Genomic DNA, 25,692 nt, shown 5'->3' with positions numbered 1-25,692 from the left:
GGAGCAACACGCCGACGCGGCCCCGGATGGCGGCACGTCTCCGAAATCCTTTGGTCTTCACGCTTCCGGCCTGGTTTGCCTGGGATCCTGTGGCGAATCGGCGGGAATGACCCCCTGAATCCATCGTTCCGCATCCACCGGGGCGTTCCCGGACGACTTCGGAGAGTAGTTGTAGGGCGCGGATGCCCCCATCCGCCCTCACGAAGGGTTATGGTGGAAACCCCCCCTCGGGCCGGTCCGTCTCCCCCCCACGGACCGGCCCGTTTTTTCTTGGCCACGCGATTGCCGCGCGACAGGTCCCGGCCGGGAACCGACCGCCGCCCCGCGTGCGTCCCTACAGCGAGGGCCGGAGTCCCGATCCCGCCCCGCCCCCCTCGCACCCCGGTCCGTACCAGGGCCGTACCAGGGGCCGGGCAGCGGTAGGCTCGACGGGCCCGGCACCGTACCCCGCGCCAACCCCCCGGAGGGCCACGTGAACCTGCGCGACAATCTGCGCGGCCTGCTGGTCAGGCTCTACGCACGCCGGGTGGAGGGTCACCTCGACCACGACCAGGTGCCCAAGCACATCGGCGTCATCATGGACGGCAACCGCCGCTGGGCGAAGGCGTCGGGCTCCACCACGGTCCACGGCCACCGGGCCGGCGCGGAGAAGATCGAGGAGTTCCTCGGCTGGTGCTCCGAGACCGATGTCGAGGTCGTCACCCTGTGGCTGCTGTCCACGGACAACTTCGACCGCCCGCAGGAGGAGCTCGGCCCCCTGCTCGGCATCATCGAGGACGTCGTGCGCACCCTCGCCGCCGACGGCCGCTGGCGGGTGCACCACGTGGGCGCCATGGACCTGCTGCCCGCCGGCATGCAGGCCACCCTCAAGGACGCCGAGGAGACCACCGCCCACACCGAGGGCATAGTGGTCAACGTGGCCATCGGCTACGGCGGCCGGCAGGAGATCGCCGACGCCGTCCGCTCCATGCTCTACGAGGCCCGCGACAACGGCGTCGCCATGGCGGACCTCGCCGAGTCCGTCGACATCGACATGATCGGCCGTCACCTCTACACCAGCGACCAGCCCGACCCGGACCTCGTCATCCGCACCAGCGGGGAGCAGCGGCTGTCCGGATTCATGCTGTGGCAGACCGCCCACTCCGAGTACTACTTCTGCGACGTCTACTGGCCCGCCTTCCGCAAGGTCGACTTCCTGCGCGCGCTGCGCGACTACGCCGCACGTCACCGGCGGTTCGGCGGCTGAGGCACGGCCGCGGGCCCCGTCGGTGGGATCACCGGCGGGGCCTTCGCACATCCCCGTTCGAGCCGTCGTCACCAGGAGTTCACCGCCGCGGCGGTGGCCGCTTTTGCATGGCGGCGCTCGTTCGAGGGCATAAGGCAAGCAGGTCGACGCCCGAACCACGGGCGTCGGATCTCAGCGGACGGCAGGGGCCGTCCGCCCGGGAGGTCCTTTGCACCAGCACGACCGTGCGACAGCGCCGCGGAGGTCCGGCCCCCGGCCCGCCGTGCGCACCGGCCGCCGGCCGGCCCGGTCCGCCCCGCCCTCCCGGCCCGGCTTCCGCTTCGTCGCTCCCCGACCTCATCCGAGGGGGTACGTCCTTCCGTGGTGACCAGCACAAAGCGCCACCAGCCCGACCGGCGCACCTATGTTCTCGACACCAGCGTCCTGCTGGCCGACCCGAACGCCCTGACCCGCTTCGAGGAGCACGAGGTGGTGCTCCCCATCGTGGTGGTCACGGAGCTGGAGGCGAAGCGGCACCATCCCGAACTCGGCTACTTCGCCCGCCAGGCCCTGCGCCTGCTGGACGACTACCGGGTGCGGTACGGCCGCCTCGACTCCCCCATCCCGACCGGGGACCTGGGCGGGACCATGCGTGTCGAGCTCAACCACTCGGACCCCAGCGTGCTGCCCACCGGCTACCGCCTGGGGGACAACGACTCCCGCATCCTCGCGGTGGCCCGCAATCTTCAGGCCGAGGGGTTCGACGTCACCGTCGTGTCGAAGGACCTGCCGCTGCGCATCAAGGCCTCCTCCGTCGGGCTCCTCGCCGAGGAGTACCGGGCGGAGCTGGCCATCACGGAGAACTCCGGCTGGACCGGGATGACCGAACTGACGCTCCCCGGCGAGCAGGTGGACGTCCTCTTCGAGGCCGGACACATCTATGTACCGGAGGCGTCCGAACTGCCCGTGCACACCGGTCTCACCATCCAGTCGGAGCGCGGCAAGGCGCTCGGCCGGATCACCGCGGAGGGCAACGTCCGGCTGGTGCGCGGCGACCGGGAGGCGTTCGGCATCAAGGGCCGCAGCGCCGAGCAGCGCATCGCCCTCGATCTGCTGCTCGACCCGGAGGTCGGGATCGTCTCGATGGGCGGCCGGGCCGGCACCGGCAAGTCGGCGCTGGCGCTGTGCGCGGGCCTGGAGGCGGTCCTGGAGCGCCGCCAGCACCAGAAGGTCATGGTGTTCCGGCCGCTGTACGCGGTCGGCGGGCAGGAGTTGGGCTATCTGCCGGGCACCGAGGCGGAGAAGATGAGCCCCTGGGCGCAGGCCGTGTTCGACACGCTGTCGGCGGTCACCAGCCGGGAGGTCATCGAGGAGGTCACCGCGCGCGGCATGCTGGAGGTCCTGCCGCTCACCCACATCCGCGGCCGCTCGCTGCACGACGCGTTCGTCATCGTGGACGAGGCGCAGTCGCTGGAGCGCAATGTGCTGCTGACGGTGCTGTCCCGGATCGGCGCCAACTCGCGGGTCGTCCTCACCCATGACGTGGCGCAGCGGGACAATCTGCGTGTCGGACGGTACGACGGTGTGGTCGCCGTGGTGGAGAAGCTGAAGGGGCATCCGCTGTTCGCGCATGTCACCCTGAACCGGTCCGAGAGGTCCCAGATCGCCGCCCTTGTGACCGAAATGCTCGAGGACGGGCATATCTGAGCCGATCCAGTCCAGTTGGCGCCGTCCGGCAAAGGCACCAGAGCCTAGCCGGGCGGCGCCTTCGTGTGTGGGGATTCCGGAAATCCCTTGGGCCAAACGGGATGTGAGCTTTCACACTCAACTCGGAATTGCCTCCCGGCGTCCGGTTACGGCAGAGTCTCAGTCCTGTCAGGCCCCGCATACGACACACCTGCACCCCCAGCGGTGTGGAACAACAGGAAGTATCAACTCCATAGCGTTCGTCGTATGCCGCCCGCGCACCACGCGGCGCTCCCCGCAGGGGGAGTTGCCCACCGGGCCCGCGCCTCCCGTGACCCCGCAGTTGGGAGGCCAGTGCACAGGGGCACGATTGCGTCCGCCAGGGTCACCGAAGCGGGCGATGCTGGAAGGAAACCGTGTGAGCCGGATTTCGGTCCGGGGATTCGCAGTGGCCTCGGCCACCGCGGTCACCGCCGTCGGAAGCGTCGTCGGAGTTGCCTCGGGCAGCGTCGCGCAGAACAACGACGTCGAGCCGACGGCAGCAGCCGACACCACGCTCCTCGCGGACATACCGACGGGTCAGCAGGCCCAGGTCCAGTCCGCGACCCTGACGCAGCAGGCCGATTCCCAGGCCATCGCCGCGGACGCGAGCGCCAAGAAGGACGCCGAGGCAGCAGCCCGCAAGGCCGCCGCCGAGACCGCGATCGCGAAGAAGGCGGCCGCCGAGAAGGCGGCCAAGGAGGCCAAGCAGCGGGCGGAGACCAAGTCCGCCGCCAGCCGTGGTGACGCCAACGCCGACTTCCCCGTGCAGAGCTCGTACACGGTCGCCCAGATCCAGGCGATGGCACGCCAGATCGTGCCGGCCGGCCAGTTCCAGTGCTTCAGCAACATCGTGGACCACGAGTCCAGCTGGAACTACCGCGCGGTCAACGCCTCCTCGGGTGCCTACGGCCTCGTCCAGGCGCTGCCCGGCGGCAAGATGGCCTCCGCGGGTGCCGACTGGCAGACCAACCCGGCCACTCAGATCAAGTGGGGCCTGAACTACATGAACCAGCGTTACGGCAGCCCCTGTGACGCCTGGACCTACTGGCAGGCCAACGGCAACTACTGAGTGCGGCCCGCCACACTCAACCCCGCGCAGCCCCTTCCCGTCCTCGGGGAAGGGGCTTTCGCATGTACGGTCGTAACCGCACGACTCCACGCGGGGGAAGAGGACGGAACATGTCGCGAGTGCCAGGGTGGCTCGGCAGGCTGGGCGCGGGTCTCACCGAGCTGAGCGAACGGCTGGACGCCCGGCGGGCGGAGGTGGACGAGGAGACCGCCGGGTCCGCGCGTGAACCGGTCCGCCCGGAGCAGTCCAGGGCGGACGCCGGTGCCGCGTCCGGCTCCGACGCGGTGCCGCACGCCCGCCGTCCCCCCGCCCCGGTCCCGCCCGTGCCGCGCCCCGATCCCGCCCAGGTCGTGCCCTGGGGGGTTCGGGTCGCGGCCGAGGCCGGCTGGCGGCTGCTCGTGCTCGCGGGCACCGTCTGGGTGCTGATGCGGGTCATCAGCGCCATCCAGCTGGTGGTGTTCGCCTTCGTCATCGCGCTGCTGATCACCGCGCTGCTCCAGCCGACGGTCGCCCGGCTCACCCGGCGAGGGGTGCCGCGCGGCCTGGCCACCGCGCTCACCGCGATCAGCGGCTTCGTGGTGATCGGCCTGATGGGCTGGTTCGTGACCTGGCAGGTCATGGAGAACATCGACACGCTCTCCAACCAGATCCAGTCCGGCATCGACGATCTGCGCAACTGGCTGCTGCGCAGCCCCTTCCACGTCACCGACAAGCAGATCAACCAGATCGCCAAGAACCTGCGCGAGGCCATCGGCGCCAACGCGGACCAGATAACGTCCGCGGGCCTGGAGGGCGTTCAGGTCATCGTGGAGGCGCTGACCAGCATCCTGCTGGTGTTCTTCTCGACGCTCTTCCTGCTCTACGACGGCAAGCGCATCTGGCAGTGGTTCCTGAAGCTGGTGCCCTCCGCCGCGCGGGAGGGCGTGGCCGGTGCCGGTCCGCGCGCCTGGCGCACCCTGACCGCGTACGTCCGCGGCACGGTGCTGGTCGCCCTGATCGACGCGATCTTCATCGGCATCGGGATCTACTTCCTCGATGTGCCGATGGCGGTCCCGCTGGCCGTCTTCATCTTCCTGTTCTCCTTCATCCCGCTGGTCGGCGCGGTCGCCTCCGGCGCGCTCGCGGTGATCGTGGCCCTGGTCACCCAGGGTGTGTTCACCGCCGTGATGACCCTGGTCGTGGTGCTCGCCGTCCAGCAGATCGAGGGGCATGTGCTCCAGCCCTTCATCCTGGGCCGAGCGGTGCGGGTGCACCCCCTCGCGGTGGTGCTGACCGTGGCGGCCGGCGGCATGGTGGCCGGCATCGGCGGCGCGGTGGTCGCCGTACCGCTGGTGGCGGTGACGAACACCGTGGTGGGCTATCTGCGGCAGTACTCCGAGGAGCTGCACCAGCCGCCCGCCGCCTCCCCGGTCCCGGAGGAGAGCGCGGCGGCGGACGCGGAAGACCCCGCCCACCAGGGGTGAGCGGGGTCCTCGGATGACGTGGGGCCGGCCTTACTCGGCCAGCACGGCCTCGGCCTCCAGGGTGGCGCCGACCGCCTGCACCACGGAAGCGATCTTGAACGCCTCCTGGATGGTGTCGCGCTCCACACCGGCCTTGCGCAGCACCTGCTCGTGCGAGTCCAGGCACATGCCGCAGCCGTTGATCGCGGAGACCGCGAACGACCACAGCTCGAAGTCGACCTTCTCCACGCCCGGATTGCCGATGACGTTCATCCGCAGTCCGGCGCGCAGGGTGCCGTACTCGTGGTCGGACAGCAGGTGCCGGGTGCGGTAGAAGACGTTGTTCATCGCCATGATGGCGGCCGCGGACTTGGCCGCGGTGTACGCCTCCGGCGAGAGGTTCGCCTTCGCCTCCGGCTCCAGCTCACGCAGCACGATCGGGGAGCGGGAGGCGATCGCGGTCGCGAGCACCGTGCCCCACAGCTGCTGGGCGGGCAGGTCGGAGTTGCCGATGACCGAGCCCAGGTTGAGCTTGAGGTCCTTGGCGTAGTCCGGGATCCGGGACTTCAGCGAGTCGAGCGACATGGGTCACTCACCAGCCAGCAGCGCGACCGGGTCGAGGGTCTCGTCGCCCTTGCTCCAGTTGCACGGGCACAGCTCGTCGGTCTGCAGGGCGTCCAGGACCCGCAGGACCTCCTTGGGGTTACGGCCCACGGAACCGGCGGTCACCATCGTGAACTGGATCTCGTGGTTCGGGTCCACGATGAACACGGCGCGCTGCGCGAAGCCGTCCTCGCCCTCGATGCCCAGGTCACGCATGAGCTCGTGCTTGGAGTCGGCCATCATCGGGAAGGGCAGGTCGGTCAGGTCCGGGTGGTCCTTGCGCCAGGCGTGGTGCACGAACTCGGAGTCACCGGAGAAGCCGAGGATCTGGGCGTCGCGGTCGGCGAACTCGTCGTTCAGCTTGCCGAACGCGGCGATCTCGGTCGGGCAGACGAAGGTGAAGTCCTTCGGCCAGGCGAACACGACCAGCCACTTGCCCTCGTGGGACTTGTGGTTGATCTGCTCGAACTCCTTGCCCTTCTCCAGCGAGACGCAGGCGGTCAGGTCGAACTCGGGGAACTTGTCACCGACAGTGAGCACAGACTCTCCTTGCAGCGAGGAACCGCCCCTTTTGAGGGTGGTTCCCATGGGTTGGACTCAGTCGATGTTGGCACAGGGTGCATTGATTAGGGAAATAGCTACACTCGGTCGTGTTGATCGGAGGTATCTATCAGTGACCATCAGTAACGGCAAGCGGAGACAACCGAGCCTCGCGCAGCTGCGCGCCTTCGCCGCCGTGGCCGAGCACCTGCACTTCAGGGACGCGGCGGCGGCCATCGGAATGAGCCAGCCCGCCCTGTCCGGCGCGGTCTCGGCGCTGGAGGAGACCCTCGGCGTGACCCTCCTCGAGCGTACGACGCGCAAGGTACTGCTCTCGCCCGCGGGGGAGCGGCTCGCGGTGCGGGCCAAGGCGGTGCTGGACGCGGTCGGCGAGCTGCTGGAGGAGGCGGAGGCGGTCCGTGCCCCGTTCACCGGGGCGCTGCGCCTCGGGGTGATCCCCACCGTGGCGCCGTATCTGCTGCCGACCGTGCTGCGGCTCGTTCACGAGCGCTATCCGGACCTCGACCTCCAGGTGCACGAGGAGCAGACCTCCAGCCTGGTCGACGGCCTGGCCACCGGCCGCCTGGACCTGCTGCTGCTCGCCGTCCCGCTCGGCGTCCCCGGCGTCGCCGAACTCCCGCTGTTCGACGAGGACTTCGTGCTGGTCACTCCGCTCGACCACTGGCTCGGCGGCCGCGAGGGCATCCCGCGCGAAGCGCTGAAGGAGCTGAACCTGCTGCTGCTGGACGAGGGGCACTGCCTGCGCGACCAGGCGTTGGACATCTGCCGGGAGGCGGGCCGCGCGGATGCACCGGTGACGACCACGGCGGCCGGCCTGTCCACGCTGGTCCAGCTGGTCGCGGGAGGCCTCGGCTGCACCTTGCTGCCGCGCACCGCGCTCAAGCTGGAGACGACCCGCAGCAGCCAGTTGCTCACCGGCTACTTCGCCGATCCGGCCCCGAGCCGCCGGGTCGCTCTCGCGATGCGCGCGGGCGCGGCACGCGGTGCCGAGTACGAGGAGCTGGCGGCGGCGCTGCGGGAGGCGATGCGGGGGCTGCCGGTGCGGGTGGTCGACGGGGGGTGAAGGAGATACCCGAGGGGCCCCTCCCGGAGTGCGGGAAGGGCCCTGTGCCGTAAGGGGGTTACTCGGTCCGCAGTCCCTCCGGGCGCATCAGCCGCAGCAGCGGGGGCAGGCTCAGCGCGGTGACCACGAGGACCACCGCCGCGCCCGCGCCGGTCATCGACAGCACGCTCGGCCAGTCCACGGCCAGCGGCGAGCCCACCATCTTCAGCAGCACCGAGCCCAGCGTCAGCCCGACGACCGCGGCCAGCAGCAGGCCGAGCGCGACCGGGAGCGCGGTCTGCCACAGCACCGACAGACTCAGGGTGCGCCGCCGGGTGCCGAAGGCCATCAGCGACGACAGCAACGTCCGCCGCTCGCGCAGCTGTTCCAGCTGGGTCACCAGCAGGCTCGCCCCGATCAGCGCCAGCACGCACAGCGCGCCGGCGTACAGCCCGGTGCGGATCGAGGTGAACTTCTTGGACTCCTCGGTGGCCGACCACACCATCACATCGGCGAACGGATCGACCTTCGCCGCCGTGTTGCGGGTGTACTCGGACACGTCCGGCACGTTCTTGTCGAACATGACGTACACCGTGCCGTCCAGCAGCCGGTCCACCCGGTCGGGTACGGCCGCCGGGGTCAGCAGAATGGCGCTGCTCTTGCTGCCGTTGGGGCTGGCGATCGCCTGGGCCGGCTTCAGGTGCGCCGGCACGCTCCAGCGCACGTCCGGGCCCCGGCCCGCGCCGTGCTCCGTGTCGAGATGGAGCACCCGGCCCGGCCGGGCGAGCTTGGTGACGGCGGCGTCGTCGTCACCGCCGGTCGCCAGGAAGGCGTCTCCGTCGTGGCAGGACGGCAGCCGGGCCGTCTCGCGCAGCGAGGCACAGGTGCCGGAGACCAGCAGGGCGGTGTCGCCGGGCCCTGTCTTCCAGTCCTTCTCGCCCAGCGTGGTGCTGCCGAGCGAGACCGCCTTGCGCACCCCCTCGGTGGTGGTGAACCGGTCCGCGGCCGTACGGAACGGGGTGCCCTGCGACAGGTTGATCTGCATCTGCGCCCGGCTGACGTCCTGGCCGGTCGCCCTGGTGTAGTCGCCCTGGACGCTCGCGAACAGCATCTGGAGCGCGATCGCGCCGGCCACCGCGACGGCGATGCCGTTCACCATGCGGGCCGCCGTGCCGCTGCTCAACTGGAGCCGCCGCACCGCCAGTTGCCAGGACACCGAGCCGCGGTGCAGCCGGGCCGCCACCGCTTCCACGGCCCACGGCAGCAGCGTGGTGACGCCGACGAGCAGCAGCAGGACGCCGCCGGTCACCAGGTACTCGTTGAACTGGCCGGCCGAGCGGCCCTGGCCGATCATCGGGGCGAGCAGCGCGAGGCCGCCCAGCGGCAGCAGCAGCCGCCACCACAGCCGGCGGCGCGCGGGCTTGGCCGTCCGCACCACGCCCAGCGGCTCGATGACCACCCCGCGCAGCGCGACCAGCGTGACCAGCACCGCCGCCGCCGGGACGGCGAGGGCGACCAGCGCGGCCAGCGCGGGCGAGGGGTCGAGATAGTCGGGGAACACGCTGATGCCCACGACCTCCACCGAGCCCGCGAACTGCCGGCCCAGCAGGAAGAAGGCGGTGCCGAAGACCAGTCCGACCAGCGATCCGGCCAGCGCCTCGCCCGCCGCGATCCGCCGGGTCATCCGGCTGTCGGAGCCCACCAGGCGCAGCGCGGCCAGTCTGCGGTCGCGCCGCTCGCCGCCGAACCGTACGGCGGTGGCGATGAACACCGCGACCGGCATCAGCAGCACCACGAAGACCACCAGCACCAGCAGGATCAGCACCGGGTCCATCCGGCTCGGCGGGGGCGCGTCCGGCGTCCCGTAGCCGGCGATCCGGGCGGTCCGGGAGCCGTCGATCTTCGCGGCCAGGTGCTGCGCCCCGGCGTAGTAGGCGAGTTCACGCGAGCCCACCAGTCCGTCCTCGGCGATCGTGCCGGTGATCCGGTACGGCAGCCGCGCCCGCAGCACCTGGCCCTCGCGGGAGCCGAGCAGCTCCTTCAGGGCGGGGGAGACGACCATGTCACCGGTCGCCGGATACCGGGTCAGGCCCGGCGGGACCGGCGCGTCGGGGCCTTCCGGTTCCACCAGCCGGCCGCGTACGTCGCGGCCGTGGAACTCGGTGTCGGTGTCGGAGATCACCAGGGTGTTCGCGGCCTTCGGCCGGCTCGGGCCGTAGGTGTGGTCCGCGCGCGCGTTGTCCCGGGCGTGCCGTACCGCGAGCGCGTTCGGGATCGCGGTGGTGAGCAGCAGCAGCGCCACGCCGAGGCCGACCCCGACCGCCGTCAGCAGCACCCGCATCCAGCCCTCGCGCCCCCCGGTGAAGGCGAACCGGAAGCCCAGGCCGAGGTCCCTGCCCCACTGGCGTGCGCTCATACGGCCCGCTCCATGTCGCGGGACTTGCCGTCGCGTACGACGATCTCCCGGTCGGAGTAGGCGGCGACCCGTGCCTCGTGCGTGACCAGCACGACGGCCGCGTTGGTGGAGCGGGCCGCGTCGGTGAGCAGCTCCATCACGCGCTCGCCGTTGAGGGAGTCCAGCGCGCCGGTCGGCTCGTCCGCGAACACCACCCGCGGCGCGGTGACCAGTGCCCGCGCCACCGCGACGCGCTGCCCCTGGCCGCCGGAGACCTCGCCGGGCCGCTTGCCGCACAGGTCGTCCACCTCCAGCCGCTCCAGCCAGGTCAGCGCGGCCCGCTCGGCCTTCTTGCGCGGAGTGCCGTTGAGGCGCAGCGGCAGGGCCACGTTCTCCACGCAGGTCAGCTCCGGCACCAGCTGGCCGAACTGGAAGACGAACCCGAACTCGCTGCGGCGCAGCGCGCTGCGCTCGGCGTCGTTCATGCCGGACAGCTCCCGGCCGTCGTACATGATCGACCCGGAGTCGGGCGGCACGATGCCGGCCAGGCAGTGCAGCAGCGTCGACTTGCCAGAGCCGGAGGGGCCCATGACGGCGACGACCTCGCCGGGGTGGATGGAGAACTCCGCGCCGTCCAGCGCGACCGTCGGGCCGTACGCCTTGCGCAGGTCGTGGGCGGTGAGCAGGGAACCGGGGGGATGCGTCATGCGGCGACCTCCGCGCGCAGCTTGTCCAGACGGGCGGCGGTCAGTTCGAGCCAGCGCAGATCGGCTTCCAGGTGGAACAGGGCGTGATCGCAGATCAGCTGGTCGGCGAGGTCGCCCTTGCGCTTGCGGTCGGTCAGGATGCGCATGCTGCGCAGGTGCTCGGCGCGCTGGACGTCGAGGATGCCGGCGGCGTCGCGGTGGGTGAGCAGGGCGAGGACGACCTTGGTGTACAGCGTCGACTGGAGGTACTCCTCCGGCTTCTCCGGAGTGGCGAGCCAGCGCTGTACGTCGGTGACGCCGGCCTCGGTGATGGCGTACCGCTTGCGCTCGGGTCCGCCGCCGGTCTCGATGCCGTCGACCTCCACGAGGCCGTGCTTCAGCAACCGGGACATCGTCGAGTAGACCTGGCCGTAGTGCAGGGGCCGGTCCTGACCGAACTTCTCGTCGAAGGCCCGCTTGAGGTCGTAACCGTGGCGCGGGCCGGACTCCAGGAGCCCTAGGAGGGTGTGACCGATGGACATGCACCGCACTCTACACACCGTGTATACGCGATGTGTATAAACCCAGGGTGCAGCTCGACGACTTCGGAGCGCCGGGCAACCTCGGGCGCTCCGCAACCGTCGGTTCCCTTGGAGCGGGTGCTGATTCTCACGTCCGTAAAAGAGCGGATCGGTAGCCCTTTGTCATATAGGCGGGTGTTAGCTTTCGGAGCTGACCAACGAGACGGAAGCGGAGCGAAGGACCCATGGGACGAGCGGAAGAGAGACGAGCGCGCCAGCGCGGCGGCCACCGCGCGGCGCCCCAGCGCCGCCGCTCGATACCCGCGACCGGCAGCGGGGCGGCGGGCCTGGCGCCCGGCGGGAAGCCGCGCAAGAGCCTCCTGCGCCGGATGTTCACCTGGAAGAAGATCCTCGGCACGTTCTTCGGACTGTGCCTGCTGTGCATAGGCGGCTTCGCCGCCGCGTACATGCTGGTGGACATTCCGGCGGGCAACGCCGACGCCCAGCTCCAGAGCAACATCTACAAGTACAGCGACGGCACGATGCTCGCCCGCACCGGCCAGCTCAACCGCGAGAGCGTCGACCTCGACAAGGTTCCGCTGGACGTGCAGCACACCTTCGTCGCGGCCGAGAACAAGAGCTTCTACCACGACTCCGGTGTCGACCTGAGGGGCACCGCCCGCGGCATCCTCAACACCGTCATGGGGCGCGGTACGCAGGGCGGTTCGACCATCACCCAGCAGTACGTCAAGAACTACTACCTGGACCAGAACCAGACCGTCTCGCGCAAGCTGAAGGAACTGGTCATCTCGCTGAAGCTGGACCGCCAGAAGTCCAAGGAGTACATCCTCGCGGGCTACATCAACACCAGCTACTACGGCCGCGGCGCCTACGGCATCCAGGCCGCGGCACAGGCGTACTACCACAAGGACGCGGAGAAACTCACGGTCCAGGAAGGTGCCTACCTCGCCGCGCTGCTCCAGGCGCCCAACGAGTACGACTGGACGCTGGCGAGCCCCACCGGCAAGCGGCTGGCCGTGGCGCGCTGGAACTACGTCCTGGACAACATGGTCAAGCAGCACTGGCTGGACGCCGGCAAGCGCCGGGCCATGCACTTCGAGAAGCCGAAGGCGCCCAAGGCGACGCCCGGCATGAAGGGCCAGACCGGCTACCTGGTGGACGCGGCCAACGCGGCGCTGGAGCAGCGGCTGGTCGCCCAGGGCAGCGCCGCCACGCTCGGGGACGCCGAGGCGCTGGTGCGCAAGGGCGGCTGGACCATCACGCTCAACATCGACAAGGGCAAGCAGCACCAGCTGGAACAGGCCGTGAAGGAGCAGCTGGCCAGCAAGCTCGACCCGAAGAAGCGCCCCGTCGACGCCGACGTCCAGCCCGGTGCCGTCTCCGTCGACCCGAAGACGGGCAAGGTCCTCGCCATGTACGGCGGCGTGGACTACTTCAAGCACTTCCGGAACAACGCCACCCGCAGCGACTACCAGCCCGCCTCCACCTTCAAGCCGGTCATCCTCGCCGCCGCGCTCCAGCAGCACTCCGTCACCCAGGACGGCAAGCCGATCAACGCCGACACGGTGTACGACGGCACCAGCGGCCGCCAGGTCGTGGACCACGGCGTCAAGGTCGGCTTCGGCCCGCCCAACGAGGACGACGCCGACTACGGGAACATCACCGTCCAGAAGGCCATGGACGACTCCGTCAACTCCGTCTTCGCGCAGATGGGCGTCGACGTGGGCATGGACAAGGTGATGAGCACGGCCAAGGACCTCGGCATGGACACCAAGGGCATGCAGGCCGTTCCGGCGCAGACCCTGGGCTCCATGGGCGCGAGCCCGCTGGAGATGGCCGGCATCTACGCGACCCTCGACAACCACGGCAAGAAGGTCACCCCGGCGATCATCAAGTCGGTCGAGCACAAGGACCGCGACGTCACGCTGCCGAACCCGATCGGCGGCCAGGTGATCAGCAGGACGGCCGCCGACACGGTCACCTCCGTGCTCACCGGCGTGGTCGACGACGGTACGGCCAGGCTGTCGGTGGCGGCCAACCCGGCGCGCCGCGGGCAGCAGGTCGCCGGCAAGACGGGTACGTCCGACAACAACAAGTCGGCCTGGTTCACCGGCTACACGCCAGGGCTGGTCACCTCGGTCGGCCTGTTCGGCGAGAGCGCCAAGACCCATGCGCAGGTTCCCCTGACGGGCGCCACGGGCCTGCTCCCGGGCACCGGCCGGGTCAACGGCGGCACCTACCCGGCGCAGATCTGGGCCGCCTACACCTTCAACGCGATGGACGGCGTCAGCAAGTTCGATCTGGACACCTCCCAGGGCGCCGCCGTCGAGACGCCGCCGCCGTCGACCAGCGCCACCCGGAGCCCGAGCCAGTCGCCCTCGCAGACGCCGTCGGGCACGCCGTCGACGTCCACCTCCCCGACCCAGTCGCCCACCCAGTCGCCGACGCAGAGCCCGACCCAGTCGCCGACCCAGTCCCCGACCGGCTCGCCGACCACCGCGCCGCCGACGGGCGACCCCTCCCCGGACGACCCGCTCGAACAGCTCGGGGGACAGCGGCAGCAACCGCAGCAGCAACGGCCGTAGCCGGACATGAGGGAGGGCGCCCGGTACTCACCGGGCGCCCTCTTCCGTCGTCCAGGTCAGCCGCGATGCAGCTCGAACCACACCACCTTGCCGGTGCTCAGCCGCGTCGCGCCCCAGCGCCGGGCCAGCCTGTTGACGAGGTACAGGCCGCGGCCCCCCTCGTCCGTCGCCCGCGCCTGCCGCAGCCGCGGCAACTGGGGCACGTCGTCACCGACCTCGCACCGCAGCACATGCGTGCGCAGCAGCCGCAGCGTCACCGGCCGGGACGCGTACCGTACGGCGTTCGTCACGACCTCGCTGACCAGCAGCTCCACCGAGTCGGTGAGGTCCTCCATGTCCCAGCGGGCGAGCGCGCGCCGGGCCAGCCGGCGGGCCTGGCCGGGCGCCGAGTCCTCCGGCTCCAGCGTCCAGTACGCCACATCGCTCGGCGCGATCCCGTCGAAGCGGGCCGCGAGCAGCGCGATGTCGTCGTCCCGGTCGCCGGGCCCGAGCATGTCGAGCACCTCGTCGCACAGGGCTTCCAGCGGCGGCGGATGGTCCGGTCCGGTCAGCTGCGCGGTGGCGGCGAGCCGTTCGCGCAGCTGCTCTATGCCCGTCCACACGTCCCGCAGCCGGGACTCCACCAGCCCGTCGGTGTACAGCAGCAGCGTGGCCCCGGCCGGCGCGTCCAGCTCGACCGCCTCGAAGTCCACCCCGCCGACGCCGATCGGCGCGCCCGGCGGCACCCGCAGCACCTCGGCCCGGCCGCCCAGGTGCAGCAGCACGGGCGGCGGATGACCGGCGTTGGCGATGGTGATGCGGTGCGTGACCGGGTCGTAGACCGCGTACAGACAGGTCGCCATGCGGTCGGTGCCCAGCCGCTGGGCCTGCTCGTCCAGGTGGTGCAGCACCTCCTGCGGCGGCAGATCGAGCCCGGCCAGGGTCTGCGCGGTGGTGCGCAGCTGGCCCATGATCGCGGCCGAGGTCATGGAGTGGCCCATGACGTCGCCGACGACCAGCGCGACCCGGCTGCCGGGCAGTGGGATCGCGTCGTACCAGTCGCCGCCCACCCGCGCGGTCTCCGCGGCCGGCAGATACCGCGAGGCGAGCCGCACACCGGTCGGGCGGGGCAGGGTCTCGGGCAGCATGGTGCGCTGCAACTCGTCGGCGATGTACGCCTCGCGGCCGTACAGCACCGCCTTGTCGATGCCGAGCGCGCTGTGCGTGGCCAGTTGCGCGGCCACCAGCAGGTCGTCCGTCTCGAAGGCGGGGCGCTCGGGGCGGCGCAGGAACAGGGCCGCGCCGATCACCCGGCGCCGGCCGCGCAGCGGCGCGAGGATGGCGTGCTGCCCGGACGGTACGAGCGCTTCCGCGCCGTCGCCGAGCAGTTCGGGCAGCGCGGCGCGGGCGGCCGGCGCGTCCGCGAACACCGGGCGCACCCCGCGCAGCACCTCGTTCAGGGCGCCGCCGGGGCGCACCTCGCACAGCTCGGTGGTGAGCGAGGACAGCTCCGCGAGCGCGACCGGCTCGGGCTCCGGCTCGAAGGCGCCGGGCAGCAGGACGCCGTCGGTGTCCCGCTCCTCCGGTATGCGGTCGGTGCGGCGCAGCCGGAGCACGACGGGGCCGGTGGGCCGTTCGTCGCCGACCGGCAGCGGGTCGCGCAGATAGACGAGGATCGCGTCCGAGAACGTCGGCACCGTGGCCCGGCACAGACCCATCACGATCTCGTCCAGGTCGAGGCCGCGGGCGATCCGCCGGGTGGCCGCGCCGACGAACCTGAGCCGGTCGCCGTCACGCCGCATGGGCATCGGCCGCCCCGGCGGCAGACCCCGGCCGGTACGGCGCTCCGCACCGCCCGGCGTCCGCTCCTGGTCGGCGCCCGGCTGCGGCGGAATGGCCTCCGTGGGGCGCGGGCGATGGGCCGCGCCGGCGTCCGCGGTGGTGGGCTGGGAGTGCTCCGGGCCGTTGACTGGGGGCTCCTTCCCCTTGCCGTCCATGGGCTGGCCGTACACGGCCGCCGTGCCCGGATCGGCGGGCGTCCCGTCCGCCCGCGCCTGCACGGGTAAGACGGGGGTGCCGACCGGTTCCGGGGCATGTGTCAGGGCCCCGCGGCCGTCCGCGGGGTCGGCGCCCGCCTCGGGGCGCTCGAAGGAGGTGGGCTGCTCCGTCACGCGTGTCGCATCCATCCGTCCGGGGCCGCGCGCCGGGCGCGCGGTCGGTCCCGCAGAAGTCCCGATACCCGCAATGCGTGTCCGGGGAACGGATTTTCCGCGTGTCCAAAGGAAGTTCCCGTGCCACCGGCGTGGCCTGCGCGCCCGGCGGTGCTCCCCTGATACCCCTCGTTCACGTCCCTGCCGCCCCTCGGTGACGATCGGTCAAGCCCGGCGCAAGCCCCGGAAGTTGTCGCTCCGAAGCGCCCTTGCGGAGGACGATCCTACGTTTCTTGCCCGGGGGCGCATCAAGAGTCTCATGAGGACACGTGCGCGGGCGTACGGTCCCAGTCCTCGGGGAGTGACGGTACCGCCCAGGACTCGTCGGGGCGCCACCGCGGCCAGCCTTCCGAGAACGGCGGGCCCCAGTCCGCGATCGCCGCGACGGCCGCCTGCCCGGCCGCGCGGACCCGCTCGGCGGTCTCGGCGGACATCAGGCCGTCCCGCTGGGCCTGTGCGAACTCGTCCTCGTCGCGCCACCGCCAACTGCGGTCCGGGCGCACGTCGATGTCCAGGAAGTGGTCCTCGGAGTCGACCCCGCCCGCCCAGCGGACCAGCGGTTCCTCCAGGTTGACGTACCAGTTCTTGAACCGCCAGCCCGGCTCCCAGAACAGCCACACCGACCAGGGCACGCCGGGCTGGGCCAGCTTCAGCACGCCGGTGCCGAGCCAGCGGTCCCGCCGTACCGTGCGCGGCTTGGTGTAGCGGGACTCCAGCGGCTCGCGGTGCACCGGCGTGCCGTCGGCCAGGGCCGGCTTCACGCACTCGGTGCCGGGGGCCAGCCATACGGCGAGCAGGTCGGCGTCGTCGCGTACGACGGTGACGGGCCGCACGATGTGGAACCGCGCGCCGCCGTTCTCCCGGTACCGCCACAGGATCTGGGTACCGGGCGCCCAGTACGCCGCAGGTCCCGCCGCCGTTTGCCGCATCGTTCGGTCGTCCGTCATGGGCAGATATTAGGTGCCGGGCGGGGCGGGCGCTGCGGCGCGGGTCACGGTTCCCCCGTGCGCGTGCGCGGTGGCCGAAAAGGTTCGGCCGAGGGTTACGGACGGGTCATCCGCAGCACGTCCAGCGCCTCGTCCAACTGCTCCTCGGTCAGCTCGCCGCGCTCCACGTACCCCTCCTCCAGCACCACCTGACGGATCGTCCTGCGTTCGGCGAGCGCCTTCTTGGCGACCTTCGCGGCCTCCTCATAGCCGATGTACTTGTTCAGCGGGGTGACGACGGAGGGCGAGGACTCGGCGTACTCGCGGGCGCGTTCGCGGTCGGCGGTGATGCCGTCGATCGTGCGGTCGGCCAGCAGCCGGGTGACGTTGGCGAGCAGCCGGATCGATTCCAGGACGTTCTTGGCGATGACCGGGAGCATCACGTTCAGCTCGAAGTTGCCGGCGGCGCCCGCGGTGGCGATGGTGGCGTCGTTGCCGACGACCTGGGCGGCGACCATCAGCACGGCCTCCGGCACCACCGGGTTGACCTTGCCCGGCATGATCGAGGAGCCCGGCTGGAGGTCGGGCAGCCGGATCTCGGCGAGCCCGGTGCGCGGGCCGGACGCCATCCAGCGCAGATCGTTGGCGATCTTCGTCAGCCCGACCGCGATGGTCCGCAGCTGTCCGCTGGTCTCCACGATGCCGTCCCGGGCGCCCTGCGCCTCGAAGTGGTCGCGGGCCTCGGTCAGCGGCAGCCCGGTGGCACGGGCGACCTCCTCGATGACGGCGGCGGAGAATCCGGGCGGCGTGTTGATGCCGGTGCCCACCGCGGTACCGCCCAGCGGCAGCTCGGCGAGGCGGGGCAGCGAGGCGCGCAGCCGCTCGACACCGTGCCGGACCTGCGCCGCGTACCCGCCGAACTCCTGGCCGAGCGTCACGGGGGTGGCGTCCATCAGGTGCGTGCGGCCCGACTTCACCACGTCCGCGAAGTCCGCGCTCTTGCGCTCCAGCGCGGCGGCGAGGTGGTCGAGGGCCGGGATCAGGTCATGGGTGACGGCGGCGGTGGCGGCGATGTGGATCGAGGAGGGGAAGACGTCGTTGGACGACTGCGAGGCGTTGACGTGGTCGTTCGGATGCACCGGGCACCCGAGCCGCTCGCTCGCCAGGGTCGCGATGACCTCGTTGGTGTTCATGTTGGACGAGGTGCCCGAGCCGGTCTGGAAGACGTCGACCGGGAAGTGCTCGTCCCAGTCGCCGCGGGCGACCTCCGCCGCCGCCTCCCGGATCGCCCGCGCGACGTCCGGGTCCAGCACCCCGAGTTCCGCGTTCACCTTCGCCGCGGCCGCCTTGATCCGCGCCAGCGCCTCGATGTGCGCCCGCTCGATCCGCTGCCCGGAGACGGGGAAGTTCTCCACGGCGCGCTGCGTCTGCGCCCGCCACTTGGCGTCCGCCGGTACCCGGACCTCGCCCATGGAGTCGTGCTCGATGCGGTATTCGCTCATACCGGGTACAGCGGACCGGGGCCCGGTGTTGTTCCGGAGGTTGGGCCATCGGCCGCGGCCCAACCCCCGTACGGGTCAGGCGAGGCCGGGGCCGCGCACCGGGATGGAGGTGAACGTCGGCTGGGGAGCCGGGTCCTGGAAGAAGTCGTTGCCCTTGTCGTCCACGACGATGAACGCCGGGAAGTCCTCGACCTCGATCTTCCAGACGGCCTCCATGCCCAGCTCCTCGTACTCCAGGACCTCGACCTTCTTGATGCAGTCCTGGGCGAGACGGGCCGCGGGGCCGCCGATGGAGCCGAGGTAGAAGCCGCCGTGGGCCGCGCACGCGTCGGTGACCTGCTTGCTGCGGTTGCCCTTGGCGAGCATCACCTTGGAGCCGCCGGCCGCCTGGAACTGCGCCACGTAGGAGTCCATCCGGCCGGCCGTGGTCGGGCCGAAGGAGCCGGACGCGTAACCCTCGGGGGTCTTGGCCGGGCCGGCGTAGTACACCGGGTGGTCCTTCAGGTACTGCGGCATCTCCTCGCCGGCGTCCAGGCGCTCCTTGATCTTGGCGTGCGCGATGTCGCGGGCCACGACCAGCGGGCCGGTCAGCGACAGCCGGGTCTTGACCGGGTACTTGGTCAGCTCGGCGAGGATCGTGTCCATCGGCTGGTTGAGGTCGATCTTCACGACGTCGCCCCCGGACTCCAGGTGCTCGTCCGTCGTCTCCGGCAGGAACCGGGCCGGGTCCCGCTCCAGCTGCTCCAGGAAGACGCCCTCGGCGGTGATCTTCGCGACGGCCTGGCGGTCGGCCGAGCAGGACACGGCGATGGCGACCGGGCAGGAGGCGCCGTGCCGGGGCAGCCGGACCACGCGCACGTCGTGGCAGAAGTACTTGCCGCCGAACTGCGCGCCGATGCCGATCTTCTGGGTCAGCTCGAAGACCTTCTCCTCCAGCTCCTTGTCCCGGAAGCCGTGGCCGAGCGGCGAACCCTCGGTGGGCGCGTTGTCCAGGTAGTGCGCGGAGGCGTACTTCGCGGTCTTCAGGGCGTACTCGGCGCTGGTGCCGCCGACGACGATCGCCAGGTGGTACGGCGGGCACGCGGCCGTACCGAGCGAACGGATCTTCTCCTCCAGGAACTTCATCATGGAGGCCTCGTTCAGGACCGCCTTGGTCTCCTGGTACAGGAAGGACTTGTTGGCCGAGCCGCCGCCCTTGGCCATGAACAGGAACTTGTAGGCGCCGCCGTCCGTCGCGTACAGCTCGATCTGCGCGGGCAGGTTGGAGCCGGTGTTCTTCTCCTCCCACATGGTGAGCGGAGCCATCTGCGAGTAGCGCAGGTTCAGCTTGGTGTAGGCGTCGTAGATGCCGTGCGAGAGGTGCTTCTCGTCCGCGCCCTCGGTGAGCACGTTCTGGCCGCGCTTGCCCATGACGATCGCGGTGCCGGTGTCCTGGCACATCGGCAAAACGCCCGCCGCCGCGATGTTCGCGTTCTTCAGCAGGTCGAGGGCGACGAACTTGTCGTTCGCGGACGCCTCGGGGTCGTCGATGATGCGGCGCAGCTGGGCGAGGTGGGCCGGGCGCAGGTAGTGCTGGATGTCGTGGATGGCCTCCGCGGCCAGCTTCCGCAGCGCCTCGGGCTCCACCTTGAGGAACGTCCGTCCGTCCGGGCCCTCGACGGTGGAGACGCCCTCGGACGTCACCAGTCGGTAGGGGGTGGTGTCCTCTCCCTGGGGGAGCAGGTCGGTGTACGCGAACTCAGGCATCTCAGCCCATTCCTCACTCTGACGGACGGGCCCGCCGACGCTGGCGGGCCCGTCCAGCGTAGAACCTGCCACCGACAGGCAGCTTGTGAGGTAGGGCTCAGCCGCGCCGTCCACACCCCTAGTCGCGATCTATCGCGTTTCGGTACGCTGCTGCCGTGGACCTTCAGAAGCCCGCCCGAACCCAGGACGCCACCCCGAGCGTCCCCGCCCTGCGCGCCTCGGACGCCGACCGCGACCGGGTCGCCGACATCCTCCGCGAGGCCCTCGCCGAGGGCCGGCTCACCGCCGACGAACACGCCGAGCGCGTGGACGGCGTGCTGAACGCGAAGACGGTCGGCGAACTGGAGGTCTTCATCCAGGACCTGCCCGCCGCCCACCAGCGCCCCTCCGGCCCCGCTTGGACCCCCGCCCCGCCGCGCCCCACGGACGAGATACCCGCCGAGTCCGACGCGAACGTGGTGGCCGTCTTCAGCAGCGCGGCCCGCCGGGGCCGCTGGCGCGCCGGGCGCCGGCTGCACGCGTACTCGGTCTTCGGCAGCGTCGAGATCGACCTCAGCGAGGCGATCTTCGAGTACCAGCAGGTCGTCATCAAGGCCGTCTCGGTCTTCGGCGACGTCCAGATCCGCGTCCCGGAGAACGTGTCGCTGCGCGGCACCGGCGGCGGCGTCCTCGGCAACTTCGAGGTGGCCACTCTGGACTCCACGGACACCGACGCGCCGGTCGTCTACGTCGACGGCTGGGCCGTCCTCGGCAATGTGGAGGCCCGGCCCAAGCGCGGCAAGCTCGTCTCGGACATCCTGGAGCGGGTCCAGGACAAGGTGGAGCGGAAGCTGCGCCGGCATCTGGACCGTTGACGGTCGCGAACTCCCCGGCGATCACCCGCCGTTGGGGACGCAGTGCATAGGCGCGCGTACAGCGGGTAGGCCTTGCTGCATCGTCTCTCGCTCGCGAAGCCGTCGTCAGGAGTAGACCCGTGCTGCGACCGCCGCATTCGTCCTTGCAGGTAGCTGCCGTACCGGCCCAGCGGGTGCCAGCACGGGACCGGGACCAGGAGGCACCCTGGCACACCGAGGCCGTGTGCCGGCGCGACGAGGCGGGACTGTTCTTCGCCCCGTCCAAGGAGCCGACCGCCGCCCGGCTGTCCCGCGAGGAGGCGGCCAAGCGCGTCTGCGCCCGCTGCCCGGTCATGGTCGAGTGCCGAGAACACGCCCTGCTCCAGCCGGAGCCCTACGGCGTCTGGGGCGGCCTGACGGCGGCCGAGCGCCGCGTGGTCCTCGCGAGGCGCCGCCGCCGCGAACTCGACCTGAACAAGACGGCCCGCGTGACGGCCCCGGACCGCATAGCCGGCTAGGACGGACGAGCGTGAGCGCCCCCTGAGGACAGGGGGCGCTCACGCTCATGCGGAAGCGCCGCGCCCCCTCCGCACAGGGGGCGCGGCGCCCACCCGGTCTACTTGGCCCGCTCGAAATCGATCGCGCTGTAGGCCCGCAGCTTGCTGAGGCGGTGCTCGGAGTCGATCCGGCGCACCGTGCCCGACTTCGAGCGCATCACGATCGACTCGGTGAGCGCGGTCTGCGACCGGTAGCGCACCCCGCGCAGCAACTCGCCGTCGGTGATGCCGGTGGCCACGAAGAACACGTTCTCCCCGGACACCAGGTCGTCCGTGGTGAGCACCCGGTCGAGGTCGTGCCCGGCGTCGATCGCGCGCTGCCGCTCCTCGTCGTCCTTGGGCCACAGCTTGCCCTGGATCGTGCCGCCCAGACACTTCACGGCGCAGGCCGAGATGATGCCCTCGGGCGTGCCGCCGATGCCGAGCAGCAGGTCGACGCCCGTGCCCTCGCGCAGCGCGTAGACGGAGCCGGCGACGTCGCCGTCGGAGATCAGCTTGATGCGCGCGCCGGCCTCCCGCACCTCCTTGATCAGTCCTTCGTGCCGGGGCCGGTCCAGGATGACGACGGTGACGTCCTCCGGGGTGGCCTTCTTCGCCTTGGCGATCCGCCGGATGTTCACGGCGACGGGCGCGTCGATGTCCACGAAGTCCGCGGCTTCGGGACCGGTGACCAGCTTGTCCATGTAGAACACGGCGGACGGGTCGAACATGGCGCCGCGCTCGGCGGCGGCCAGCACGGCGATCGCGTTGGGCATGCCCTTGGCGGTCAGCGTGGTGCCGTCGATCGGGTCGACGGCGATGTCGACCTCGGGGCCGGTGCCGTCGCCGACGTGCTCGCCGTTGAACAGCATCGGCGCCTCGTCCTTCTCGCCCTCGCCGATGACGACGACGCCGTTCATCGAGACGGTGGAGACGAGGGACCGCATGGCGCGCACCGCGGCGCCGTCGGCGCCGTTCTTGTCACCGCGCCCGACCCAGCGGCCGGCGGCCATCGCCGCGGCTTCGGTCACCCGGACGAGTTCCAGGGCGAGGTTGCGGTCGGGAGCCTCGGCGGGAACATCGAGTTCGGAGGGCAGGTGATGATTTTCGGTCATCGGGGCGCACCTTTCTGATACGGCGACGGCCGGATGAGGGTCTTGGCCATGACTCTATCGTTAGGCAGACAAAATGAGCAGGGGACCCCACGGATGAGCGCCTGAGGCACCTGCGACGATAGAGGCGTGGCAGGCACGAAAGGCAAGCAGAAGACGGCTCGGGACATGATTCTCTCCCTGGCCCTGATCGGCATCGCGGCGGCGGTCGTCTACTTCGTCGCCATCCCGCACGACAATCACGCTCCCGACCTCAAGCGGGTCGACTACCGGGTCGAGCTGATCACCGCCCGCCGGGCGGCGAGCTACCCGGTGGCGGGGCCCGAGGGCCTGCCCGACGCCTGGAAGGCCACCTCCGTGAGCTACGACGGCGCGAACGGCGACTACTGGCATCTGGGCTTCCAGACCCCTGACGCCCAGTATGTCCAGATCGAGCAGTCGGCGCAGAAGCGGGCCGACTTCATCGACCAGGCCACCCAGGGCGCGAAGGCCACCAAGAGCACCGAGCGGATCGACGGCCGTACCTGGACCCGCTACACCGGCGGCCGCTACCACGGCCTCGTGCTGGAGGACACGCCCGGCTCGACCACCGTGGTCGCCGGCACCGCCTCCTTCCCGGAGCTGACGAAGATGGCGTCGGCGCTGCGGATGGAGAAGACCTCCGCGTCATGACGCGGTGAGCGACACGAAGAGGCCCCCGGTGTTGGGCGAATTCAAGGGGCCTCTTCACGCTGCTTCGGGGGCGGCTCAGACGGTCGTGACGACATCCTCGTACGCGAGCCGCGGGGAGCGCGGGTACGACGCGTCCGGGCCCGGCTTGCCGATGTTGACGACCATCAGCGGGGTGTGGTCGTCGTCCAGGAACTCCTTGCGCACGCCCTCGGCGTCGAACCCGGTCATCGGGCCCGCGGCGAGGCCGGCCGCGCGCACGCCGACGATGAAGTAGGCGGCCTGGAGCGCGGAGTTCAGCTCGGCGGAGCGCTCACGGACCGGGCGCTCGGCGAAGAAGGCGTCCTTGGCGGCCGGGAAGGCCGGGAACAGGGCCGGCAGCTCCTCGTGGAACTCGTTGTCCGCGGAGAGGATCGCGACCAGCGGGGCGGCGGCGGTCTTGGGCCGGTTGCCCTCGGCCATGTGCCGCACCAGGCGCTCGCGGGCCTCGGGGGAGCGGACCAGGGTGATGCGCAGCGGGGTCTGGTTGAAGGCGGTGGGGCCGTACTTGACCAGGTCGTAGATCGCCCGGACCTGCTCCTCGGTCACCGGCTCGTCGGTGAAGGCGTTCGCGGTGTGGGCCTCACGGAACAGCAGGTCCTGGGCGGCGGGGTCAAGAACGAGAGACATCGTGACTTCCTCGGTGATGCGTACGGTCCGCTGCCGGACCGCTGCGGACGGCACGACCCTACGCCAGTCGAGGTTTAACTTTCAACAAAACCGGGGGCGAGGTGATCCGCCCCACAGCCCAGCGGCCTCCCGGAGCGAGCCCTACTCGGTCTCCTCGCCCTCTCCCTCCTCCTCCGCGAGCGCCGCGTCCAGGCGGGCGCGCGCCCCCTCCAGCCAGCGCCGGCACACCTTGGCCAGCTCCTCCCCGCGCTCCCACAGCGCCAGGGAATCCTCCAGCGAGGTGCCGCCCGCCTCCAGCCGCCGCACCACCTCGATCAGTTCGTCCCGCGCCTGCTCGTACGAGAGCGTCGCCTCGGTCCCGCCGGTCTCCGTCTTGCCGGTCATCCGTCCACCTTCACCGTGAATTCGCCGTCGGCGACGCGCGCTCGCAGCGCCTCGCCCTCACTGACCTCGCCCGGATCGCGCACCACATGCCCGTCGGCGCGCTGGAGCACCGCATAGCCGCGTTGCAGCGTGGCCGCGGGGGAGAGGGCCACCACGCGCGCGCGGGTGTGCGTCAGCTCCGAGTCCGCGCGGTCCAGCAGATGGCCGAGGGTGCGCCGGCTCCGCCCGAGCAGCGCGGCCACGTGGTCCGCGCGCTCGTCCAGCATCCGGTGCGGATCCTCCATCGCGGGCCGCGCCAGCGCGTGCGCCAGGCCCCGTTCCTCGCGCTCGACGAGCGCCCGCGCACAGCGCCGGGCGCGGTCCCGCAGCATCCGCACCCGCTCCAGCTCCTCGCCCACGTCCGGTACGACCTTCTTGGCCGCGTCGGTCGGGGTGGAGGCGCGCAGATCGGCGACCAGGTCGAGCAGCGGGCTGTCCGGTTCGTGCCCGATCGCGGAGACGACCGGGGTACGGCACTGCGCCACCGTCCGCACCAGCTCCTCGTCGGAGAACGGCAGCAGATCCTCCACGCTGCCGCCGCCGCGGGCCACGATGATGACGTCCACGTCCTCGATCGCGTCCAGCTCCTTGACCGCCTGCACGACCCCCGGAACGGCGTACACCCCCTGCACGGGCACATTGCGCACCTCGAAGCGGACGGCGGGCCAGCGGTGCCGGGCGTTCTCCAGCACGTCCCGCTCCGCCGCGGAGGCACGGCCGCAGACCAGGCCGATCAGCTGCGGCAGGAACGGCAGCGGCTTCTTGCGCTCCGCCGCGAACAGCCCCTCCGCCGCCAGCGACGACTTCAGCCGCTCCAGGCGGGCCAGCAGCTCGCCCACCCCGACCGGCCTTATCTCGGCGGCGCGCAGGGAGAGCTGCCCCCTCGGCGCGTACCACTCGGGTTTCGCCAGCACCAGGACGCGGGCGCCCTCGCCGACCACGTCGGCCACGGCGTCGAACACCTGCCGGTAACAGGTCACGCTGACCGAGATGTCGTACGACGGGTCGCGCAGCGTCAGGAACACGACGCCGGCACCCGGCCGCCGCGACAGCTGGGTGATCTGCCCCTCGACCCACACCGGGCCCAGCCGGTCGATCCAGCCCCCGATCAACCGGGAGACCTCACCGACCGGCAGGGGTGCCTCAGGGGTCGTCTTCAAAGCCATGCGCCGAGCGTAATGGGCGGCACCGACAGCGCCGTCCGGCCGG

General features: G+C 71.1%; 22 protein-coding genes. 9 read left to right on the top strand and 13 right to left on the bottom strand.

Going from position 1 to position 25,692, the window contains the following annotated elements:
• The first annotated feature begins 472 nt into the window (after window positions 1-472).
• From ACE4Q9_RS12185 to ACE4Q9_RS12170, 4 genes are all read left to right on the top strand, one after another.
• Window positions 473-1,246, top strand: a complete 774-nt coding sequence (locus tag ACE4Q9_RS12185; RefSeq protein ID WP_397984266.1) for an isoprenyl transferase — start codon at window positions 473-475, stop codon at window positions 1,244-1,246.
• 360 nt (window positions 1,247-1,606) lie between these two features.
• Window positions 1,607-2,932 carry a PhoH family protein gene (locus ACE4Q9_RS12180; RefSeq protein WP_397984265.1) on the top strand — a complete coding sequence of 442 codons (1,326 nt, stop codon included), beginning with the start codon at window positions 1,607-1,609 and terminating at the stop codon, window positions 2,930-2,932.
• A gap of 397 nt (window positions 2,933-3,329) precedes the next feature.
• On the top strand, window positions 3,330-4,022 hold the full coding sequence (locus ACE4Q9_RS12175) for a transglycosylase SLT domain-containing protein (RefSeq protein ID WP_397984264.1): 693 nt from the start codon (window positions 3,330-3,332) through the stop codon (window positions 4,020-4,022).
• A gap of 110 nt (window positions 4,023-4,132) precedes the next feature.
• Window positions 4,133-5,485 carry an AI-2E family transporter gene (locus ACE4Q9_RS12170; protein WP_397984263.1) on the top strand — a complete coding sequence of 451 codons (1,353 nt, stop codon included), beginning with the start codon at window positions 4,133-4,135 and terminating at the stop codon, window positions 5,483-5,485.
• A 30-nt stretch (window positions 5,486-5,515) separates the two neighbouring features.
• Here ACE4Q9_RS12170 and ACE4Q9_RS12165 read toward each other — a convergent pair whose 3' ends face one another.
• Window positions 5,516-6,049, bottom strand: a complete 534-nt coding sequence (locus ACE4Q9_RS12165; RefSeq protein WP_397984262.1) for an alkyl hydroperoxide reductase — start codon at window positions 6,047-6,049, stop codon at window positions 5,516-5,518.
• A gap of 3 nt (window positions 6,050-6,052) precedes the next feature.
• Window positions 6,053-6,607: a peroxiredoxin gene (locus tag ACE4Q9_RS12160; RefSeq protein ID WP_366668151.1), complete on the bottom strand. Its 555-nt coding sequence runs from the start codon at window positions 6,605-6,607 to the stop codon at window positions 6,053-6,055.
• A 133-nt stretch (window positions 6,608-6,740) separates the two neighbouring features.
• Here ACE4Q9_RS12160 and ACE4Q9_RS12155 point away from each other — a divergent pair, with 133 nt between their 5' ends.
• Window positions 6,741-7,691: a LysR substrate-binding domain-containing protein gene (locus ACE4Q9_RS12155; protein WP_397984261.1), complete on the top strand. Its 951-nt coding sequence runs from the start codon at window positions 6,741-6,743 to the stop codon at window positions 7,689-7,691.
• 58 nt (window positions 7,692-7,749) lie between these two features.
• Here ACE4Q9_RS12155 and ACE4Q9_RS12150 read toward each other — a convergent pair whose 3' ends face one another.
• Genes ACE4Q9_RS12150 through ACE4Q9_RS12140 form a run of 3 tightly spaced genes read right to left on the bottom strand, consistent with a single transcriptional unit; the run spans window position 7,750 to window position 11,293 of the window.
• The gene (locus ACE4Q9_RS12150; protein WP_397984260.1) at window positions 7,750-10,086 is read right to left on the bottom strand and encodes an ABC transporter permease; all 2,337 of its coding nucleotides are present in this window, start codon (window positions 10,084-10,086) and stop codon (window positions 7,750-7,752) included.
• A complete protein-coding gene (locus tag ACE4Q9_RS12145; RefSeq protein WP_397984259.1) occupies window positions 10,083-10,772 on the bottom strand; it encodes an ABC transporter ATP-binding protein in 690 nt (229 codons plus the stop codon). The genes ACE4Q9_RS12150 and ACE4Q9_RS12145 overlap by 4 nt, the downstream gene beginning before the upstream one ends.
• Window positions 10,769-11,293, bottom strand: coding sequence for a PadR family transcriptional regulator (locus ACE4Q9_RS12140; RefSeq protein WP_397984258.1), 525 nt, complete (start codon window positions 11,291-11,293; stop codon window positions 10,769-10,771). The genes ACE4Q9_RS12145 and ACE4Q9_RS12140 overlap by 4 nt, the downstream gene beginning before the upstream one ends.
• Before the next feature lie 224 nt (window positions 11,294-11,517).
• Between ACE4Q9_RS12140 and ACE4Q9_RS12135 the strand changes: the two genes are divergently transcribed.
• The gene (locus ACE4Q9_RS12135; RefSeq protein WP_397984257.1) at window positions 11,518-13,878 is read left to right on the top strand and encodes a transglycosylase domain-containing protein; all 2,361 of its coding nucleotides are present in this window, start codon (window positions 11,518-11,520) and stop codon (window positions 13,876-13,878) included.
• A 56-nt stretch (window positions 13,879-13,934) separates the two neighbouring features.
• Here the strand turns inward: ACE4Q9_RS12135 and ACE4Q9_RS12130 are convergent, their stop codons facing one another.
• The 4 genes from ACE4Q9_RS12130 to ACE4Q9_RS12115 form a co-directional block, all read right to left on the bottom strand.
• Complete coding sequence (locus ACE4Q9_RS12130; RefSeq protein WP_397984256.1) at window positions 13,935-16,028, bottom strand: SpoIIE family protein phosphatase; 2,094 nt, start codon at window positions 16,026-16,028, stop codon at window positions 13,935-13,937.
• A gap of 296 nt (window positions 16,029-16,324) precedes the next feature.
• On the bottom strand, window positions 16,325-17,014 hold the full coding sequence (locus ACE4Q9_RS12125) for a DUF402 domain-containing protein (RefSeq protein WP_397984255.1): 690 nt from the start codon (window positions 17,012-17,014) through the stop codon (window positions 16,325-16,327).
• Between the two features lie 95 nt (window positions 17,015-17,109).
• Entirely contained in the window at window positions 17,110-18,495 is a 1,386-nt protein-coding gene (locus ACE4Q9_RS12120; RefSeq protein WP_397984254.1) for a class II fumarate hydratase, read from the bottom strand.
• A 75-nt stretch (window positions 18,496-18,570) separates the two neighbouring features.
• Entirely contained in the window at window positions 18,571-20,241 is a 1,671-nt protein-coding gene (locus tag ACE4Q9_RS12115) for a fumarate hydratase (RefSeq protein WP_397984253.1), read from the bottom strand.
• 155 nt (window positions 20,242-20,396) lie between these two features.
• Here ACE4Q9_RS12115 and ACE4Q9_RS12110 point away from each other — a divergent pair, with 155 nt between their 5' ends.
• Window positions 20,397-21,095: a DUF1707 domain-containing protein gene (locus ACE4Q9_RS12110; RefSeq protein ID WP_397984252.1), complete on the top strand. Its 699-nt coding sequence runs from the start codon at window positions 20,397-20,399 to the stop codon at window positions 21,093-21,095.
• A gap of 119 nt (window positions 21,096-21,214) precedes the next feature.
• Complete coding sequence (locus ACE4Q9_RS12105) at window positions 21,215-21,592, top strand: WhiB family transcriptional regulator (protein WP_397984251.1); 378 nt, start codon at window positions 21,215-21,217, stop codon at window positions 21,590-21,592.
• Window positions 21,593-21,690: 98 nt separating this feature from the next.
• Here the strand turns inward: ACE4Q9_RS12105 and glpX are convergent, their stop codons facing one another.
• Entirely contained in the window at window positions 21,691-22,725 is a 1,035-nt protein-coding gene (glpX, locus tag ACE4Q9_RS12100; RefSeq protein WP_093676115.1) for a class II fructose-bisphosphatase, read from the bottom strand.
• 126 nt (window positions 22,726-22,851) lie between these two features.
• Between glpX and ACE4Q9_RS12095 the strand changes: the two genes are divergently transcribed.
• Window positions 22,852-23,394: a DUF4245 domain-containing protein gene (locus ACE4Q9_RS12095; protein ID WP_397984250.1), complete on the top strand. Its 543-nt coding sequence runs from the start codon at window positions 22,852-22,854 to the stop codon at window positions 23,392-23,394.
• A 75-nt stretch (window positions 23,395-23,469) separates the two neighbouring features.
• Here the strand turns inward: ACE4Q9_RS12095 and ACE4Q9_RS12090 are convergent, their stop codons facing one another.
• The 3 genes from ACE4Q9_RS12090 to xseA all read right to left on the bottom strand — a co-directional run bounded on the left by ACE4Q9_RS12090 (window position 23,470) and on the right by xseA (window position 25,649).
• Window positions 23,470-24,060 (bottom strand): malonic semialdehyde reductase, encoded by a 591-nt coding sequence (locus ACE4Q9_RS12090; RefSeq protein WP_397984249.1) that lies wholly within the window; start codon window positions 24,058-24,060, stop codon window positions 23,470-23,472.
• A gap of 141 nt (window positions 24,061-24,201) precedes the next feature.
• Complete coding sequence (locus ACE4Q9_RS12085; protein WP_397984248.1) at window positions 24,202-24,444, bottom strand: exodeoxyribonuclease VII small subunit; 243 nt, start codon at window positions 24,442-24,444, stop codon at window positions 24,202-24,204.
• Window positions 24,441-25,649, bottom strand: coding sequence for an exodeoxyribonuclease VII large subunit (gene xseA, locus ACE4Q9_RS12080; RefSeq protein ID WP_397984247.1), 1,209 nt, complete (start codon window positions 25,647-25,649; stop codon window positions 24,441-24,443). Before xseA ends, ACE4Q9_RS12085 begins: the two co-directional genes overlap by 4 nt.
• Window positions 25,650-25,692: the final 43 nt, after the last annotated feature.

The sequence above is a fragment of the Streptomyces sp. AM6-12 genome (assembly GCF_044327085.1).
Taxonomy (GTDB): domain Bacteria; phylum Actinomycetota; class Actinomycetes; order Streptomycetales; family Streptomycetaceae; genus Streptomyces.
The sequence above is the reverse complement of the archived record's forward strand: the minus strand, read 5'-3'. Positions and strand labels throughout refer to the sequence as shown.

Excerpts from the sequence above, each read along its gene's own strand:
- ACE4Q9_RS12140 (WP_397984258.1), bottom strand. The coding sequence starts at position 11,293 with ATGTCCATCGGTCACACCCTCCTAGGGCTCCTGGAGTCCGGCCCGCGC.
- ACE4Q9_RS12165 (WP_397984262.1), bottom strand. The coding sequence starts at position 6,049 with ATGTCGCTCGACTCGCTGAAGTCCCGGATCCCGGACTACGCCAAGGAC.
- ACE4Q9_RS12115 (WP_397984253.1), bottom strand. The coding sequence starts at position 20,241 with ATGCCTGAGTTCGCGTACACCGACCTGCTCCCCCAGGGAGAGGACACC.
- ACE4Q9_RS12085 (WP_397984248.1), bottom strand. The coding sequence starts at position 24,444 with ATGACCGGCAAGACGGAGACCGGCGGGACCGAGGCGACGCTCTCGTAC.
- ACE4Q9_RS12135 (WP_397984257.1), top strand. The coding sequence starts at position 11,518 with ATGGGACGAGCGGAAGAGAGACGAGCGCGCCAGCGCGGCGGCCACCGC.
- ACE4Q9_RS12145 (WP_397984259.1), bottom strand. The coding sequence starts at position 10,772 with ATGACGCATCCCCCCGGTTCCCTGCTCACCGCCCACGACCTGCGCAAG.
- ACE4Q9_RS12150 (WP_397984260.1), bottom strand. The coding sequence starts at position 10,086 with ATGAGCGCACGCCAGTGGGGCAGGGACCTCGGCCTGGGCTTCCGGTTC.
- ACE4Q9_RS12125 (WP_397984255.1), bottom strand. The coding sequence starts at position 17,014 with ATGACGGACGACCGAACGATGCGGCAAACGGCGGCGGGACCTGCGGCG.
- xseA (WP_397984247.1), bottom strand. The coding sequence starts at position 25,649 with ATGGCTTTGAAGACGACCCCTGAGGCACCCCTGCCGGTCGGTGAGGTC.
- ACE4Q9_RS12120 (WP_397984254.1), bottom strand. The coding sequence starts at position 18,495 with ATGAGCGAATACCGCATCGAGCACGACTCCATGGGCGAGGTCCGGGTA.
- ACE4Q9_RS12090 (WP_397984249.1), bottom strand. The coding sequence starts at position 24,060 with ATGTCTCTCGTTCTTGACCCCGCCGCCCAGGACCTGCTGTTCCGTGAG.
- glpX (WP_093676115.1), bottom strand. The coding sequence starts at position 22,725 with ATGACCGAAAATCATCACCTGCCCTCCGAACTCGATGTTCCCGCCGAG.
- ACE4Q9_RS12170 (WP_397984263.1), top strand. The coding sequence starts at position 4,133 with ATGTCGCGAGTGCCAGGGTGGCTCGGCAGGCTGGGCGCGGGTCTCACC.